Annotated in this window: 17 protein-coding genes; 8 read left to right on the top strand and 9 right to left on the bottom strand. The window is 69.2% G+C overall.

Translation table 11 applies throughout. The annotated features are described in order from the left end of the window. Nucleotides 1–562 precede the first annotated feature (562 nt). From tpx to PI990_RS13165, 6 genes are all read right to left on the bottom strand, one after another. Nucleotides 563–1060: a thiol peroxidase gene (tpx, locus tag PI990_RS13190; protein ID WP_021219155.1), complete on the bottom strand. Its 498-nt coding sequence runs from the start codon at nucleotides 1058–1060 to the stop codon at nucleotides 563–565. 180 nt (nucleotides 1061–1240) lie between these two features. Beyond that, nucleotides 1241–1495 carry a DUF2790 domain-containing protein gene (locus PI990_RS13185; RefSeq protein WP_236232614.1) on the bottom strand — a complete coding sequence of 85 codons (255 nt, stop codon included), beginning with the start codon at nucleotides 1493–1495 and terminating at the stop codon, nucleotides 1241–1243. 205 nt (nucleotides 1496–1700) lie between these two features. Next, nucleotides 1701–2585: an HlyD family secretion protein gene (locus tag PI990_RS13180; RefSeq protein WP_184491384.1), complete on the bottom strand. Its 885-nt coding sequence runs from the start codon at nucleotides 2583–2585 to the stop codon at nucleotides 1701–1703. Between the two features lie 7 nt (nucleotides 2586–2592). Next, on the bottom strand, nucleotides 2593–2793 hold the full coding sequence (locus PI990_RS13175) for a DUF1656 domain-containing protein (protein WP_021219158.1): 201 nt from the start codon (nucleotides 2791–2793) through the stop codon (nucleotides 2593–2595). Continuing rightward, nucleotides 2783–4954: an FUSC family protein gene (locus PI990_RS13170; protein ID WP_271660886.1), complete on the bottom strand. Its 2172-nt coding sequence runs from the start codon at nucleotides 4952–4954 to the stop codon at nucleotides 2783–2785. Before PI990_RS13170 ends, PI990_RS13175 begins: the two co-directional genes overlap by 11 nt. A 9-nt stretch (nucleotides 4955–4963) precedes the next feature. Next, a complete protein-coding gene (locus PI990_RS13165) occupies nucleotides 4964–6469 on the bottom strand; it encodes an efflux transporter outer membrane subunit (RefSeq protein WP_271660885.1) in 1506 nt (501 codons plus the stop codon). A 170-nt stretch (nucleotides 6470–6639) separates the two neighbouring features. Between PI990_RS13165 and PI990_RS13160 the strand changes: the two genes are divergently transcribed. The 8 genes from PI990_RS13160 (at nucleotide 6640) to PI990_RS13125 (ending at nucleotide 13094) form a co-directional block, all read left to right on the top strand. Next, nucleotides 6640–7593 carry a LysR family transcriptional regulator gene (locus PI990_RS13160; RefSeq protein ID WP_271660884.1) on the top strand — a complete coding sequence of 318 codons (954 nt, stop codon included), beginning with the start codon at nucleotides 6640–6642 and terminating at the stop codon, nucleotides 7591–7593. A gap of 743 nt (nucleotides 7594–8336) precedes the next feature. Next, nucleotides 8337–8891 carry a hypothetical protein gene (locus tag PI990_RS13155; RefSeq protein WP_271660883.1) on the top strand — a complete coding sequence of 185 codons (555 nt, stop codon included), beginning with the start codon at nucleotides 8337–8339 and terminating at the stop codon, nucleotides 8889–8891. Between the two features lie 9 nt (nucleotides 8892–8900). Further along, nucleotides 8901–9188 carry a hypothetical protein gene (locus tag PI990_RS13150; protein WP_271660882.1) on the top strand — a complete coding sequence of 96 codons (288 nt, stop codon included), beginning with the start codon at nucleotides 8901–8903 and terminating at the stop codon, nucleotides 9186–9188. Between the two features lie 17 nt (nucleotides 9189–9205). After that, nucleotides 9206–9778, top strand: a complete 573-nt coding sequence (locus PI990_RS13145) for a sigma-70 family RNA polymerase sigma factor (protein WP_184491160.1) — start codon at nucleotides 9206–9208, stop codon at nucleotides 9776–9778. After that, nucleotides 9768–10070: a hypothetical protein gene (locus tag PI990_RS13140; RefSeq protein WP_021219165.1), complete on the top strand. Its 303-nt coding sequence runs from the start codon at nucleotides 9768–9770 to the stop codon at nucleotides 10068–10070. The genes PI990_RS13145 and PI990_RS13140 overlap by 11 nt, the downstream gene beginning before the upstream one ends. Next, nucleotides 10067–10504 carry a periplasmic heavy metal sensor gene (locus PI990_RS13135; protein WP_021219166.1) on the top strand — a complete coding sequence of 146 codons (438 nt, stop codon included), beginning with the start codon at nucleotides 10067–10069 and terminating at the stop codon, nucleotides 10502–10504. Before PI990_RS13140 ends, PI990_RS13135 begins: the two co-directional genes overlap by 4 nt. Before the next feature lie 93 nt (nucleotides 10505–10597). Then, on the top strand, nucleotides 10598–11365 hold the full coding sequence (locus tag PI990_RS13130) for a substrate-binding periplasmic protein (RefSeq protein ID WP_271660881.1): 768 nt from the start codon (nucleotides 10598–10600) through the stop codon (nucleotides 11363–11365). A 115-nt stretch (nucleotides 11366–11480) separates the two neighbouring features. Next, entirely contained in the window at nucleotides 11481–13094 is a 1614-nt protein-coding gene (locus tag PI990_RS13125) for an FMN-binding glutamate synthase family protein (protein ID WP_236209165.1), read from the top strand. Between the two features lie 40 nt (nucleotides 13095–13134). Here PI990_RS13125 and PI990_RS13120 read toward each other — a convergent pair whose 3' ends face one another. From PI990_RS13120 to gcvA, 3 genes are all read right to left on the bottom strand, one after another. After that, a complete protein-coding gene (locus tag PI990_RS13120; protein WP_271660880.1) occupies nucleotides 13135–13623 on the bottom strand; it encodes a DUF7689 domain-containing protein in 489 nt (162 codons plus the stop codon). A gap of 99 nt (nucleotides 13624–13722) precedes the next feature. After that, on the bottom strand, nucleotides 13723–14190 hold the full coding sequence (locus PI990_RS13115) for a GNAT family N-acetyltransferase (protein WP_271660879.1): 468 nt from the start codon (nucleotides 14188–14190) through the stop codon (nucleotides 13723–13725). Between the two features lie 10 nt (nucleotides 14191–14200). After that, nucleotides 14201–15082: a transcriptional regulator GcvA gene (gene gcvA, locus PI990_RS13110; protein ID WP_271660878.1), complete on the bottom strand. Its 882-nt coding sequence runs from the start codon at nucleotides 15080–15082 to the stop codon at nucleotides 14201–14203. Between the last annotated feature and the right edge of the window lie 16 nt (nucleotides 15083–15098).

Raw genomic sequence — 15098 nt, 5'->3', positions numbered from 1 at the left:
AGGGAATGCCCGCAGCGAGGCCCGACATCGCTGCGTTGGGCCTCGCTACGCTCGGCGCCAACCTACGACACCGAGCCCCTCGTAGGTCGGGTGAAACCCGACACTCCGGCCGACCACCACGCGGGTTTCACCCGCCCTACGGCGCCAACCGCTGTGTAGGGTGGATGACGCTCTTTTCATCCACCAGGCGATATCGAACCCCGCTCCGCTGCCCCGCCTGGTGGGAGCGAATTCATTCGCGATGAAATATCCAGCCACTCGCAGAGCCCGGTGCTGGCGGTGGGTCCTTCGCGGCTGAAGCCGCTTCCACAGAGAATGCCCGCAGCGAGGCTGCACACTGCTGCGTTGGGCCTCGCTACGCTCGGCGCCAACCTACGAATTCGACCGGTGCGTAGGGTGGATGACGCTTCACCCATCCACCATCGGTGCCCCACCGAACACCGCCGGTGGAGGTAAAATCGACCTCCACCCTACACACGGCTCAACGCCGTGCCTGGCCACGGATTAGCGCCCAAAGAAAAAGGGAGGCCAATGGCCTCCCTTTTTCGTCACCTTCGCCCGATCAGAGCGCGGCGATGGCGGCTGCGTAGTTCGGCTCGTCGGCGATTTCGCCTACCAGCTCGCTGTGCAGCACCTTGTCATTCTCGTCCAGCACGACCACGGCGCGGGCGGCGATGCCGGCCAGGGGGCCGTTGGCGATGGCGACGCCGTAGTCCTTGAGGAACTGCGCGCCACGCATGGTGGACAGGTTGATCACGTTTTCCAGGCCTTCAGCGCCGCAGAAGCGCGCCTGGGCGAACGGCAGGTCGGCGGAGATGCACAGCACCACGGTGTTGGCCAGCTTGCTGGCTTCGGTGTTGAACTTGCGCACGGAGGTGGCGCAGGTGGGGGTGTCGACGCTCGGGAAGATGTTCAGCACCTTGCGCTTGCCGCTCAGGCTGGCCAGGGTCACGTCCGCCAGGTTGCCGCCGACCAGGCTGAAAGCCGGTGCCTGGGCGCCTTTGGCCGGCAGTTGGCCATCGACGCTGACGGGGTTGCCCTTGAGGGTTACTTGAGCCATGGAATTGATCCTTTTATTGATGGGTTGTTCTGTACTGCAAGCAAGAGTGCCGCAGGATAATGAATTCCGACCGGCAAGTCAGATATTTAATCCAAACGTCACACAGGCCGCCCCATGGCCCCCAGAAACGACAATGCCCGGCTTATCGGGCCGGGCATCTGTCACGTCGAGCAACTGGGCTCAACCGTTGGAGCACCCATTGCCGAACACCATGTACTCGAGGCGGTGAACCTTGCCCTGGTGGTCTTCATAGGTCAGGTAGGCCGGCACCACGCCGCAGACATCAGGGACTTCGCTGCGGGAGATGACCCGGGCGATGTCCAGCTCCATGCCGTAGTGGTAGGGCTCGGTTTCGGCGGGGGCGGGTTGTTCGGGGGCGGCAGCGAAGACGAGAGGAGACAGGCCGGCCAGGGCCAGCAACATGAACGCTTTCATTGATCTGTTATCCGAATTGCCTTGGAGGGAGGGGCTTCGGCCCGCTCTCCACGAACGGGCCGAAGGTACTGCGCAACACCGCAGGACGGTGAGGTAGATCAGCATGTGCGCCTCGTCGTGGGAGGCAGGACAATTTTAAGGAGCGCCACCCGGCGCTTACAGACCGATCCAGCACAAGGACTGTGGCCGCTGGCTCAACAATCCCTCAGCCCTGCGGAGCGTCCGCGCCCTGCCCCTCGTCCACCACCACGGTGCAGGTCATTCCCGCCGACAGCGCCAACCCCTCGGGCACCTCGTCCAGGTGGATGCGCACCGGCACGCGCTGGGCCAGGCGCACCCAGTTGAAGGTCGGGTTCACGTCCGCCACCAGCTCGCGGCTCTCGGGGTTGTCACGGTCGTAGATGCCCCGGGCGATGCTGTCGACATGGCCCAGCAGGCGCTCGCCGCTCATCAGGCGCATCTCCACTTTCGCGCCCACGTGGATGCGCGGCAGGCGGGTCTCCTCGAAGTAGCCGTTGACGTAGAACGAGCGCCCGTCCACCAGCGCCATGCTGGCCTGGCCGGTGCGCGCGTAGTCGCCCCGGTAGATGTTGAGGTTGGTGACGTAGCCGTCCACTGGCGCGCGCACCTCGGTGCGTTCCAGGTCCAGCCGCGCCGCATCGCGCTGGGCCAGGGCGCGGCGGTAACGGGCCTCGGCGCCGTTGGCGATATGGCTGGCGTCCTCGCGGCTCTCCCGCGACACCACCAGGTCGTCCATGTCGGCGCGGCGACGGGCATTGAGGCGGCGCATGTCCAGCTCGGCGCGGGCGGCGTCCACCTCCGCCTCGGCCTCGCTCACCGCCAGCGCGTAGTGCGACGAGTCGATGCGCAGCAGCACATCGCCGGCCTTCACCGCCTGGTTGTCGCGCACCGGCACCTCCACCACCAGCCCGGCAACATCGGGGGCGATGTTGATCACATCGGCGCGCACCCGGCCGTCGCGGGTCCAGGCCGACTCCATGTAGTGCTGCCACAGCTGGTGCACCAAGGTCACCGCCAGGGCGAGGATGAGCAGGGTCGCGACGACACTGATGATTCGTTTCACGGACAGGGGTCTCTCAACGGTAGGTGGCCAGCGCCAGGGCGCCGTACAGGCAGGTGAACAGGCTGACCCGCAGCAGCACCGGGTGCCAGGCGTGCTGGTACAGCCCCAGGCGCGCGGCCAGGCGGTCGAGCACCCAGCCACCGGCCAGGGCCAGGAGGAACAGCAGCGTCAGGCTGGGCAGGTAGACGCCGTGCAGGGCGATCTCACGTGGCATGGGCGAGTACCGGGGCAGGTGCCGGCTCGAGGGCATCAGCCCAGGGCGCCAGCGGGTCGAGCAAGGAGGTGCGGATGAAGTGCAGGTAGCTCTGCAGGCGGCGCAAGGGCGAGGTCTCGAACTGCGGCGCACAGGGCTCAGGGGTGGTGCGCACCGCCTCGATGGCCTGCTCAACCGCCTGCAGCGCGCGCAGGCGGTTGCCCTCGCCGGGCTGGATCAGCAGGCGGATCAGCGCCCGCCCCATCACCCGCACCGATTGCCGCCAGGGCATCGACTCGGCATAGCAGGACAGCGCCGGCAGCCGTGCCTGCTCCAGGCGCAGCTCGATCACCGCGTGGCCCACCTCCTGCACCGCATACATCCAGCGCAGCAGGCGGCGCTGCACGTCCGGGCGCCCGGCGGAGAAGGCATAGGCCTGGGCCAGCAGGTCCCGGGTGCCGCTCTCGAAGCCGCTCACCAGCCCACGGATGCGCCCGCTCACGGTGTGCACCGCGCACAGGCGCAGGTCGTGCTCCAGGCGCCGCCACAACCAGGGCCGGTTGGGCGGCAGGATCAGCGCCGCCGCCAGGGTGGCCAGGGTCATGGACAGCAGCACCGCCAGGTACTCGTTGAACAGCCGGTAGGGGTCGTAGTGGGTGAGGTTGGCCGGCAGCGACAGCAGGCAGAACCACACCAGCAGACCGACGCCGTAGCCCGACCACTGGCTGCGCGACAGCAGCAGCGCGCCCAGGGCGAAGGTGGGCGCCAGGGCGCAGCAGAGCATGGCGAAGCCGTCCAGCCAGGGCAGCACCCAGAAGGTGGTCGCGATACCGGCGAGGGCGCCGCCGGTGGCGCCGATGGTCAGCTGCAGGGCCAGGCGCTTGGGGTTGGAGGATGACGACGCCAGTGCCGAGATCATCCCCACGGTCATGGTGAAGGTCTCCCCGGCCGGCCAGGCGGTGGCCATCCAGAAGGTGCCCAGGGCGAGGATCAGCAGGCTGCTGCGCATGCCGGCCACGGCGGCGGCCAGGGAGTTGGCGCGGGGGCGGAAGCTCTCCCGCCAGTCCTCGCGGGCGTGGCGGTGGTCCAGCAGCGAGGCCAGGGTCAGGGCGTAGCTGTGGAGGTCGTCGACGAAGCGGAACAGCAGCTCGGCGGCGGTATCGAAATCCAGCGCGCCGGCCTCGTCCACCTGCTGCATGGCCAGGCGTCCGCGCCCGGCGCGGATCAGCTGCATCAGTTCCTGCCGGCAGGCCGCCAGGCGCCCGGCGAACTCCGCCGCCTCGGCGTCGCTGCCCAGGCTTTCGCGCTGGGCGGCCAGCAGCGCGGCCACTTCCGCCAGGCAGGGCGCCAGGGCCTCGCGCACCAGTTGGCCGGTCGGTTCCACGGTCGCGGCCAGGCGGTTGAGCAACTGGTGCAGGGCATGGAAGCGCGTGGAAAGCACCATGAACTCGTTGTTCAGCCGCCCCAGGCGCCCGGCACGCAGGCGCATGTGCGGGTCTTCGAAGGCGGTGGCGTTGCGCAGGTTCTCCAGGCCCACGGCAGCGGCGGCGAAGCGCGCGTTGAGGGCCTCGAAGCGCTCGCTGTCCAGGCGCCCGGCCAGCCCCTCGCAGGCGAAGGCGGCGAAGTCGCGGAAGCGCGCCTGCAAGGTGGCGCGCAGATCGGCGCTGCTGGTCTGCGGCAGCACCAGGGCGTTCACCAGCCCGGTGCAGAGGATGCCCAGGGTGATCTCCAGCACCCGCCACAGCGCCTGCATGAAGGCGCCTTCCGGGTGCAGGGTCGCCGGCAGGCCGATGATCACCGCCGTGTAGCCGGCCAGCACGCAGGCGTAGCCGCGAAAGTCCCGGTAGCGCGCGGCACCGGCGGTGCACAGGCCGATCCAGATGGCCACGCTGAGCATGAACAGCACCCGCTCCTGGTTGAACAGGGCGATCAGCGCCACCATCACCGTCAGCCCCAGCAGGGTGCCGATGATGCGGTAGAAGCTCTTGGCCAAGACCTGGCCGCTCTGCGGCTGCATGACGATGAACACCGTCACCAGCACGGTGCCGGGCTGCGGCAGCTCCAGGCGGTAGGCCAGCCACAGGGCGATGAAGGCGGTGAGCAGGGCCTTGAGGATGAACACCCAGGTCAGGCCCTCGGTGCGCGCCCAGCTGGCCAGGTCGCGGCGCAAGGTTGTGGTCATGGTCGTTTCTCAGGGATGGGGGATGTGCAGCGTGGGTTCGCTGGGCGTCAGTCGCGCCGGCTGAGGGCCGGCGGCCACCGGCAGCACGCCGCCGCCCAGTTGCAGCAACAGGTCGGCCTGGGCCACCAGGCGCGCGGCGCGCACCTGCTGCTGCAGGCGCTGGGCCTGGAGCAGCGCCGGTTGCGCCTCCAGCACCGCGCGCTGGTCGGTGAGGCCGCGCTGGCGGGCCAGCTGGGCCAGGTCGAAGGCGTGTTGCGCCTGGGCCACCGACTCGGCGGCCAGGTGCTGCTGCTCGCGCAGGGACTTCAGCCGCACCAGGGCATCGGCCACGCCCTTGATCGCCAGCACCAGCGCCTGGTTGTAGCCCTCCACCGCCAGGTCGTAGCCGGCCCCCGCCTCGGCCAGGCGGCCACGGCGCAAGCCACCGTCATAGACGGGCAGGGACAGCGCCGGGCCCAGGCCCCAGGTCAGCTTGTCGTAGCGCAGGAAGTCCAGCACCCCGCCCTGCACCGCCGAGGTGCCGAGGCCGCCGAGCAGGTCCACGTTGGGGTAGAAGTCCGCCTTCGCCGCCTCGATGCCCCGCGCCTCGGCCGCCACCCGCCAGCGCGCGGCCACCAGGTCCGGCCGGTGGCCGAGCAGCTCCAGGGGCAGGCGCGGCGGCAGACCCAGGTCCAGCAGTGGCGACAGCGCCGGGCGTTGCAGGGCCTCGCCCTCCCCCGGGCCCGCACCGGCCAGGGCGGCGAGCTGGTTGCGGTCCAGTTCGATGGCCTCGTGCAGCAGGTCGATCTGCCGGTGGGCCTCGGGCAGGCCCATCCCGGCGCGGGTCTCCTCCAGGCCGGTGCCGATGCCGTCGTGGCGGCGCTGGCGGGTCAGCGCCAGCAACTGTTCCTGGCGGGCCAGCTCGGCTTCGGCGATATCCAGCTCGGCGTGGTGCAGGGCCAGGCCTATGTAGCTGCGCACCAGGTTGCCCTGCAGCTCCAGGGCCGCCAGGCGCGCATCGCTCGCCGTCGCCCGGGCCTGGTCGAGAGCCGACTCGCCGCGGCTGCGCTCGCGCCCCCAGAGATCCAGCGGGTAGCTGAAGCCCAGCTGGCTGGAGTTGTTCCAGCTGCTGCTGCGGGCCAGGTCGCCGGGGCCATAGAAGGCATCGTCGGGCCAGCGCTTGCGTTGCAGGCTGGCGTCCAGGCCCAGTTGCGGCGCCTCGTCGGCTTCCACCACCCCGGCCCGTGCCTGTGCCTGGCGCACCCGCGCAGCAGCCATGGCCAGGCTCGGGCTGCCGGCCAAGGCGCGGTCCATCCAGCGGTCCAGCTGCGGGTCGCCATAGGCGCGCCACCACTGCCCGGCGGGCCAGCCGGCCTCGGCCTGGGCGGTGCTGATGGCCGCGCCCGGCGCCAGTTCATGGGCGTTCAGGGGCCGGGAGGATGGCGCGAGGCCGGAGGAATCGATGCAGGAACACAGAAGCGGGAAGACGGCGAACAGACTGGCTCGGGTCAACCCGGGCCGACGATTGCGGGGCACGTGCGGCACATCCTGAGGCAAGGGCCGAGAGGCCCGAAACGGCGGCGATTCTATGTGTGGCCCGGGGCCAGGATAAGCGCTCGGATAGGCGATTCATTGTGTACTGATCGGCCATAATCCCCTCGGCACTTCATGCCAGAATTCGCATCCCTTCCAGGTCGGAGCCCTCAATGGACATCCTCTTCAACATGCGCGCCTTCGTCTGCGTGGCCGAAACCGGCAGCTTCACCGCAGCGGCGGCCCGTCTCGACCTGACCACCTCCTACGTATCGCGCGCCGTGGCCACCCTGGAAACCCACCTGCGTACCCGCCTGCTGCACCGCACCACCCGTCGCATCGCCCTCACCGAAGCCGGCCAGCGCTACCTGCTGCGCTGCGAGCAGATCCTCGGCTACATAGAGGAAGCCGAAGCCGAAGCCAGCGAAGCCCACGCCCGCCCCGCCGGCAACCTCAAGGTCCACGCCATGACCGGCATCGGCCAGCACTACCTGATCAAGGCCATCGCCCAGTACAGCGAGACCTACCCCGACGTCAGCTTCGACCTGACGCTGGCCAACCGCACCACCGATATCCTCGACGAGGGCTACGACATCTCGGTGGTGATCGCCCAGGAGCTGCCCGACTCGGGCTTCATCTCCAAGCAGCTCGGCACCACCTACAGCGTGCTCTGCGCCTCCCCCGCCTACATCGCGAAACACGGCGCCCCGCGCCAGCCGTCGGACCTCACCCAGCACCGCTGCCTGCGCCTGGTGAACTCGGTGATGGCCCTGGACAAATGGCTATTCGAGGGCCCGGACGGGCAGCAGATGATCTCCATCAACCACACCCCCTTCCAGGCCAACACCGCCGACGCCATGACCGAGGCGCTGATCGCCGGCATGGGCATCGGCGTGCTGCCGGTGTACTCCGCCGTGAAGGGCCTGGCCGACGGCAGCCTGGTGCGCGTGCTGCCGCGTCACAGCCTGTTCCCCCTGGGCATCTACGCCCTCTATCCGTCGCGGCAGTTCCTCGACGCGAAGATCCGCACCTGGGTGGAATTCCTCCGCGACTTCCTCCCCGACCGCCTCAAGGCCGACGACGCCGTGATCACCGCCTGCAGCAATGCCCTGGCGCCGCAGCCGTAGGGTGAACACCGCATCACCAGCCAGCCCAGCATCCGTGGTCACGCCGGGCTCCGCCGGTGGATGAAAAGAGCGTCATCCACCCTAAATCGGCCCACCTCTGTGCCCCCACTCCAGCACCACGGTCGCCGCTGCGGGTGGATGACGCTTCACCCATCCACCAAGCGGAGCACCCGATCGCACGGAGCGGTACCCGACAGCCGGCCCATCCTGGTGCCTTCGAAAAATAAGGTTCATCGCGTCTTTCCGGGGAAGGCAGCCTTGATTTTCAGTCTGTAGGGCGGGTGAAACCCGCGTGACCTTGCGCACGGCCCCGTCGGGTTGCGCCCGACCTACAACGGCGGGCCCCTCCTGTGGGAGCGGCTTCAGCCGCGAAAGACCACCCGCTGGCAGCCGGCTGAGGGGTGGCCGGAGGTTCCATCGCGAAGGAATTCGCGCCCACGAGGCGGGCATGCGCGCGTGCTGCACGATCGCCTGGTGGATGAAAAGAGCGCCATCCACCCTACATCCGGCCCATCTCGGTGCCGGCTCCGCCAACTGATCACCAAGCTCTTACCGCCAACGCCACGGTCGAAGCCGCGCAGGGTGGATGACGCTTCACCCATCCACCAAGCGGAGCACCCGATCGCACGGAGCGGTACCCGACAGCCGGCCCATCCTGGTGCCTGCGAAAAATAATCGCAGGTACCCCGCCATCGCCGGCGTACAACCCTCGAACCCGTCCTTTCCCCGGCAACGAGGCTCCCATGAACGCCCCCCTGCGCAACGCCCTGCCCCACCTGCTCTGCCTGCTCTTGCTATGCGCCGGCCTGGCCGAGGCCAGGGAACGCCAACACGCGGGCGGCTTCGTCACCGGCCGTGGCCAGGCCGGCAGCTGGCAAACCCAGCGCAGCGGCAACCTGGCCGACGGGCTGACCCGCCAGCGTAGCGTCACCGGCGCCGACGGCCGCAGTGCCAGCACCAACAGCACCACCCGCTACGACCGCGACAGCGGCCAGTTCAGCCGCAGCAGCAGCGGTGCCGATGGCCGTGGCGTCACCCTCGAAGGCACCCGCACCGACGGCCAGAGCAACGGCACCTGGACCACCAGCGACGGCCGCAGCGGCAGCTTCAGCCAACAGAGCCAGCGTGGCGACGACGGCCTCACCCGCCAGACCCAGGTCACCAACGCAGCGGGCGAGACGGCACAACGCTCGGCCAGCTACAGTTTGGATCGCGATAGCCACACCCTTTCCCGCAGCGTGACCGGCAACCAGGGCGAGACCCGCACCGGCAGCCTCACCCTGACCCCGAACCCCTGAGGTGATTCCATGAACCCCATCCCCAGCCTGTGCCTGGCCCTGCTCCTCGGCGCCAGCCTCAGCGCCCAGGCCGCCGGCGACGGCAGCCGCCGCGAGATGCTCCAGGAGCGCATGCAGGAACGCATCAAGGCCATGGACGGCAACGGCGACGGCGCCATCTCCCGCGAGGAGTACATGGCCCACGCCGAACAGCAGTTCCAGCGCCTGGACGCCAACCACGACGGCCGCATCACCCAGGACGAGATCGGCAAGCTGCGGCAGCAGGCGCAGCAGCGCCAGGGCGGCCAGCTCCCCTGAAGCCGGCCCACTGACGGATGGAACTCGATGACGAGCAGTTGATGGCCGCCGTGGCCGAAGGCGACCAACGCGCCTTCGCCACCCTGGTGCAGCGCCACCTGCCCCGCGCCTACGCCATCGCCCGGCGCGTGCTGCCCGAGCAGGCCGATGCCGAGGACGCCGCCCAGGAAGCCTTCACCCGCATCTGGACCCATGCCGCCGACTGGCAACCGGGCCGGGCGCGCTTCACCACCTGGCTGCAGCGCATCCTGGTCAACCAGTGCCTGGACCAGCTGCGCCGCCGCAAACGCCGCCCCGAGCAGGACATCGACGCCCTGCTGGACGAGCTGCTCGACCCCGACGCCGACACCGCCGCCGAAGTGCAGCGCGCCCGCGAGGCCGCCGAGGTGCAACGGGTGGTGCAGCGCCTGCCGGACAAACAGCGCATGGCCGTGGTGCTCTGCTACTTCGAGGAGCACAGCAACCCCCAGGCGGCGGAGCTGATGGGCGTGCATATCAAGGCCCTGGAGGGGCTGCTGGGCCGCGCCCGCGCGCAACTGCGCCGCTGGCTGCCCGGCCGCCCGAACGAGGAGAACACCGATGAACGATGAACAGGACCTGCGCCGGCGCCTTGCCGCACAGCCAAGACCGACGCCCCCGGCCGACCTCGCCGCGCGCATCGTCGCCCGCGCCACTGCGCAACCGCAGCGCCCGGGCTGGCGCCGACGCCTGCAACGGGCCCTGGAACAATGGCGCTACGGCTGGCAGGTGAAGCTCGCCAGCCTCGCTCTGTGCGGCGTGCTCGGGCTGCTCGCCGGCCATGCCGGCGCACCGGCCGGCGACGCCGACCTGGAAGTGGCCGCCCAGGCCCTGGACCAACTGCTGTGGACGGAAGAACCATGAACAGGACCTGGCTGCTCGGCGGCGCCCTGCTGCTCTCCCTGGCCGGCAATGCCTTTCTCGGCGGCTGGCTGATCGCCCGCCCGGCACCGGGCGACTCCGGCTTCCAGGGCCAGCCCATGCGCCAACTCATTGCACGGGTCCGGGAGCTGCCCGCCGAGCAACGCGGCGAGGTGCGCGCGGTGATCCGCCAGCACGCCCCGCAGTTGCGCGACCTGGCCCGCACCAACCGCGACAACCGCCAGCAACTGCTCGATGAATTGGCCCGCGAGCCCCTCGACGCCGCCGCCGTCGAACGACGCTTAGCCCAGCAGCGCGAAGCCACGGCAGCGCTGCAGAGCGCGGCCCAGGCGATGCTGCTGGAGATCGCCGGCAAACTGCCCGTGGAGCAGCGCCGCCGCTTCTTCGACCGCCCACAGGCCTTCGGCGCACCGTGACGGGCACAGGGCATGCCGGCTGGCAGGCCGGCACGCCCTGTGCTTGGCTGAACGGGTGCCACGCCGCCCGGCGTGCATCGCCGGGAGAATTCGATGTACCGATTCCGGGTCCTGTTGTTCATCTGCCTGTTCGCCTGCGCCCGCCCGCTCTTCGCCGAGGGCCATATCCGCATCGCCATCGGCGAGTGGCCGCCCCTTATCAGCGCCGCGCAGCCCGGCAACGGCGTGATCCCCACCCTGGTCAGCGAAGCCTTCGCCACCCAGGGCATCACCGTGGAATACGGTTTCTTCCCCTGGAAGCGCGCCTTCGAGGAAGTGCGCCAGGGCCGCTGGCAGGCCTCGGCCGTATGGGGCCGCAACCCCGAGCGCGAGGCCTGCTGCCTGTTCTCCGAGCGGGTCTACAGCGACGAGGTGGTGCTCTTCTACAACCGCGCCCGCCCGGTGCAATGGGACGGCACGCCGGCCGGCATCGAGCACTTACGTGGCCTGACCATCGGCCTGCCCCTGGGCTCGGCGAAGACCCCGCTGCTGGAGGAAGCCGAACAACGCGGCCTGCTGAAATACGAAGTGGGCGGTGATGAAACCAGCAACCTGCGCAAGCTCGCCGCCGGGCGCATCGACGCCGTGGACATGGTCAAGGGCACCGGGCAGTGGCTGGTGAACCAGAAGCTGGACGCGGACGAAGCCGCGCAGCTGACCACCACCGCACCGCTGCAAAGCTGGGAGTACTTCGTGCTGTTCGCCGGGCAACCCGCCGGCAACCGCGATTATCTGGAGGCCTTCAACAAGGGCCTGGCCACCCTGCGCGCCAGCGGCCGCGAGGCCGAGTTGTGGCGGCGTTTCTTCGCCGCGCCGCGCTAGCCTACGGCGCCTGGCGGGCTCACCCGACGAGCTTCAGGGTGCCCCTCGCCGCGCCACAAGGCGTAACCTTGACGCTCCGCTACGCTGAACCCGTGCCCTCTCACAAGGAAACCGCATGAGCCTGTCGCTTCTCAGCCGCTACGCGTTCTTCGCCTTCTGCGTGCTCTTCACCCTCGCCACCCTGCCCTTCATCGAACATGAATGGGTCTGGCCCTTCACCCTGCTCACCGGCGTGCTGTCGCTGGTCGGCATCCTCGACCTGCTGCAGAAACCCCACGCGGTGCGCCGCAACTACCCGATCCTGGGCAACATCCGCTACCTGGTGGAAGGCATCCGCCCGGAAATCCGCCAGTACCTGCTGGAGGCCGACGGCGACAAGCTGCCCTTCTCCCGCGCCCAGCGCTCGCTGGTGTACGCGCGGGCCAAGAACGAAGGCGCCGACAAGCCCTTCGGCACGCTGATGGACGTCTACCAGGCGGGCTTCGAATTCATCGGCCACTCCATGCGCCCGGCACCGCTGAGTGACCCGTCGGCCTTCCGCATCGAGATCGGCGGGCCACAGTGCAAGCAGCCCTACTCGGCATCGATCTTCAATATCTCGGCCATGAGCTTCGGCTCCCTCAGCGCCAACGCCATCCGCGCCCTCAACCAGGGCGCCAAGCTCGGCGGCTTCTACCACGACACCGGCGAAGGCAGCATCAGCCCCTACCACCGCGAGCACGGCGGCGACCTGGTGTGGGAACTGGGCAGCGGCTACTTCGGCTGCCGCACCGCCGCCGGCCTGTTCGACCCGGAGCGCTTCGCCGCCCAGGCGCAGGACCCGCAGGTGCGGATGATCGAAATCAAGCTCAGCCAGGGCGCCAAGCCCGGCCACGGCGGCATCCTGCCCAAGCACAAGGTGACCCAGGAAATCTCCGAAACCCGTGGCGTGATGATGGGCGAGGACTGCATTTCCCCCTCGCGCCACAGCGCCTTCTCCACCCCGGTGGAGATGATGCAGTTCATCGCCCAGCTGCGTGAGCTGTCCGGCGGCAAGCCGGTGGGCTTCAAGTTCTGCCTGGGCCACCCCTGGGAATTCATGGGCATCGCCAAGGCCATGCTGGCCACCGGCATCTACCCCGACTTCATCGTCGTCGACGGCAAGGAAGGCGGCACCGGCGCCGCGCCCCTGGAATTCACCGACCACATCGGCGTGCCGCTGCGCGAGGGCCTGCTGTTCGTGCACAACGTGCTGGTGGGGCTGAACCTTCGCGACAAGATCAAGCTCGGCGCCAGCGGCAAGATCGTCAGCGCCTTCGACATCGCCAGCGTGCTCTCCATCGGCGCCGACTGGGCCAACTCCGCGCGGGGCTTCATGTTCGCCATCGGCTGCATCCAGTCGCAGAGCTGCCACACCAACAAATGTCCCACCGGCGTTGCCACCCAGGACGCCCTGCGCCAGCGCGCCCTGGTGGTGCCCGACAAGGCCCAGCGCGTGCACAGCTTCCACCGCAACACCCTCAAGGCCCTTGCCGAGATGCTCGCCGCCGCCGGCCTCGACCACCCAGCGCAGCTGGAGCCGCGCCACCTGGTGCGCCGCGTCTCCGACAGCGAGATCCGCCTGTTCTCCCAGCTCCACGTGTTCCTCAAGCCGGGCGACCTGCTCAAGGACACCATCGAAGCCGACTTCTACGGCCGCATGTGGGAAATGGCCCGCGCCGACAGCTTCGAGGCCGCCTGCGGCTGGTGACGCGCTTGTTGGCTGCGCCTTGGGGACAAGGACGTCCCCTTCACGCTTTCCTGAACGACTTCACGCGCACACCGTAAGTGTCCCCCGCAAGCTCCAGGCGCCCGTGGGTGACCCGTGCGCCGGGGTAGAGCTTCGATTCCCACAAGTCGTCAGGCATGCCATCGATCTTGGGGCCGGTGTACTTCTTGGTGGCATGGCTGGCGAAATGGCCGTTGGAAATGGCCATGAGGTCCACATCAGCGGCATCGTGCCCCACTGGCACCTCGACGAACCCCATGTCCAGGTAGAACCTCACCATGCCGGTGACCGCCTCCACATCGAACTCGAGCGTGGTGTCGCCCACGGTCCAGCCGATGCAGTTGTAGCCGTCGTAGCAGCCAGGGGAGGTCACGTAGACGTTGGCGCGGGTCAGGCCGGGGAAGGCCGCGCTGTAATCCGCCCATTCCTCATCGGTGACCGGCCTGGGTAGCGAATCATGTTGCACGGTGCCAACGGCGGCGGTATTCACGGGTTTCTTCTTGGGCGGCATAGGGCACTCCATCGCTGGGCCGGGTCGTCGATGGCAGCCTCCCGGCCCATCTGCAAGAGGATCGCTGCCAAGGACTTCTTATAGACCACCGCCCATCACTCACCCGGGGTGAGCAGGCTCCAACGAGCGCTCCATCACGATGGTGCGCTCCTCGCCCCGGATGATCTGCTGCACGGCCTGGAAGCCCAGCCCCGCATAGAAGCCTTCGGCGGTGATCGACGAAGGCACCTTCAACAGCGCGACGCCGCGCTCCCGCGCCAGCGCCTCCACCTGTTCCATCAGCCGCCGGCCGACGCCCAGCCCCTGGGCACCCGGCGCGACGAAGACGGTGCGCACCACATCGCCATCCAGGCTGGCGGTGCCGATCACGCAGCCCGCCTCCTCCGCCACCAGCACCTCGCGCGCCGCCAGCAGCCCCCGCACCTGCTCGGGGCCGAAGTTCGCCTGCACCGAGGCGATCACCTTGGGCGGGTAGTCACGGGCGTTGCTCTCGGCCAGCGCCAGGAGCACCACCTGGCTGATGGCCGCAGCGTCGTCAGGGGTGGCGGTTCTGATCAGGTATTCCATGTTCGATTCCTCAAGCCCTGCCTGCCTCGGCCAGCAGCCATTCGCGGAACGCCGCCACTGCGGGACGCTCCAGAACGCCGGCCGGGTAGACAAGAAAATAGGCCAGGGCGCTGGCAACGCCCTGGTCGAAAAGCACCGCCAGGGTACCGGCCGCGAGCTCGCGATGCACAAGGGAGCGCCGCACCAGCGCCACCCCGAGCCCGGCTCGGGCCGCCTCGATGGCGCCGTTGCTGTCGACGAACAGCGGCCCGCGCGTGGCGTCCACCTCCGCAACGCCGGCCGCCTCCAGCCACAGCGGCCAGTCGTGGCGGTGCTCGTCGTGCAACAGCGTGAAGCCCGCCAGTCGCGCGGGCGTCGACAGGCTTGTACCGGCGGCCAGCGCAGGGCTGCACACCGGCACCAGCTCGTCGTCCACCAGCCGCTCGGCCACCAGCCCCTCGTAGCGGCCGAAGCCGTGGCGCACCGCCAGGTCGATGCCGTCGAGGGCGAAATCCATGCGCCGGTTTGACGGGCTGATGCGCACGTCGATCCCCGGCATCCGCGCCTCGAAGCTCCCCAGCCGGGGCACCAGCCACTGCAAGGCGAAGCCCGGCGTGCAGGTCAGGGTCAGCACCGCCGGCCGCGCGCGGGCGGTGATCTCGGCGGTGGCCTCCCGCATCAGGCGGAAGGCCGTGCGCAGGGTGGCGAAGTAGTCCGCGCCCTCGGCGGTCAGGGCCAGGCTGCGCGGCCGGCGCAGGAACAGCTGCACGCCAAGGGCCGCCTCCAGCTCCTTCACCTGCAGGCTCACCGCCCCCGGCGTCACACAGAGTTCACGGGCGGCCAGGGTCACGCTGAGGTGGCGCGCCGCCGCTTCGAAGGCGCGCAGCGCGCTGAGGGAAGGCAAGGTGCTCATGCTTTAGAAAAACTCG

It is taken from the genome of Pseudomonas sp. TUM22785, assembly GCF_028198105.1.
Taxonomy (GTDB): domain Bacteria; phylum Pseudomonadota; class Gammaproteobacteria; order Pseudomonadales; family Pseudomonadaceae; genus Metapseudomonas; species Metapseudomonas solani.
Note: the sequence above shows the minus strand (reverse complement) of the source record. Positions and strands in the feature narration are given on the sequence as shown.

What these genes read in the sequence shown, in the direction of transcription:
- tpx (WP_021219155.1), bottom strand. Translation starts at nt 1,060, where the DNA reads ATGGCTCAAGTAACCCTCAAGGGCAACCCCGTCAGCGTCGATGGCCAA.
- PI990_RS13185 (WP_236232614.1), bottom strand. Translation starts at nt 1,495, where the DNA reads ATGAAAGCGTTCATGTTGCTGGCCCTGGCCGGCCTGTCTCCTCTCGTC.
- PI990_RS13175 (WP_021219158.1), bottom strand. Translation starts at nt 2,793, where the DNA reads ATGCCACGTGAGATCGCCCTGCACGGCGTCTACCTGCCCAGCCTGACG.
- PI990_RS13170 (WP_271660886.1), bottom strand. Translation starts at nt 4,954, where the DNA reads ATGACCACAACCTTGCGCCGCGACCTGGCCAGCTGGGCGCGCACCGAG.
- PI990_RS13160 (WP_271660884.1), top strand. Translation starts at nt 6,640, where the DNA reads ATGGACATCCTCTTCAACATGCGCGCCTTCGTCTGCGTGGCCGAAACC.
- PI990_RS13155 (WP_271660883.1), top strand. Translation starts at nt 8,337, where the DNA reads ATGAACGCCCCCCTGCGCAACGCCCTGCCCCACCTGCTCTGCCTGCTC.
- PI990_RS13150 (WP_271660882.1), top strand. Translation starts at nt 8,901, where the DNA reads ATGAACCCCATCCCCAGCCTGTGCCTGGCCCTGCTCCTCGGCGCCAGC.
- PI990_RS13145 (WP_184491160.1), top strand. Translation starts at nt 9,206, where the DNA reads ATGGAACTCGATGACGAGCAGTTGATGGCCGCCGTGGCCGAAGGCGAC.
- PI990_RS13140 (WP_021219165.1), top strand. Translation starts at nt 9,768, where the DNA reads ATGAACGATGAACAGGACCTGCGCCGGCGCCTTGCCGCACAGCCAAGA.
- PI990_RS13135 (WP_021219166.1), top strand. Translation starts at nt 10,067, where the DNA reads ATGAACAGGACCTGGCTGCTCGGCGGCGCCCTGCTGCTCTCCCTGGCC.
- PI990_RS13130 (WP_271660881.1), top strand. Translation starts at nt 10,598, where the DNA reads ATGTACCGATTCCGGGTCCTGTTGTTCATCTGCCTGTTCGCCTGCGCC.
- PI990_RS13125 (WP_236209165.1), top strand. Translation starts at nt 11,481, where the DNA reads ATGAGCCTGTCGCTTCTCAGCCGCTACGCGTTCTTCGCCTTCTGCGTG.
- PI990_RS13120 (WP_271660880.1), bottom strand. Translation starts at nt 13,623, where the DNA reads ATGCCGCCCAAGAAGAAACCCGTGAATACCGCCGCCGTTGGCACCGTG.
- PI990_RS13115 (WP_271660879.1), bottom strand. Translation starts at nt 14,190, where the DNA reads ATGGAATACCTGATCAGAACCGCCACCCCTGACGACGCTGCGGCCATC.
- gcvA (WP_271660878.1), bottom strand. Translation starts at nt 15,082, where the DNA reads ATGAGCACCTTGCCTTCCCTCAGCGCGCTGCGCGCCTTCGAAGCGGCG.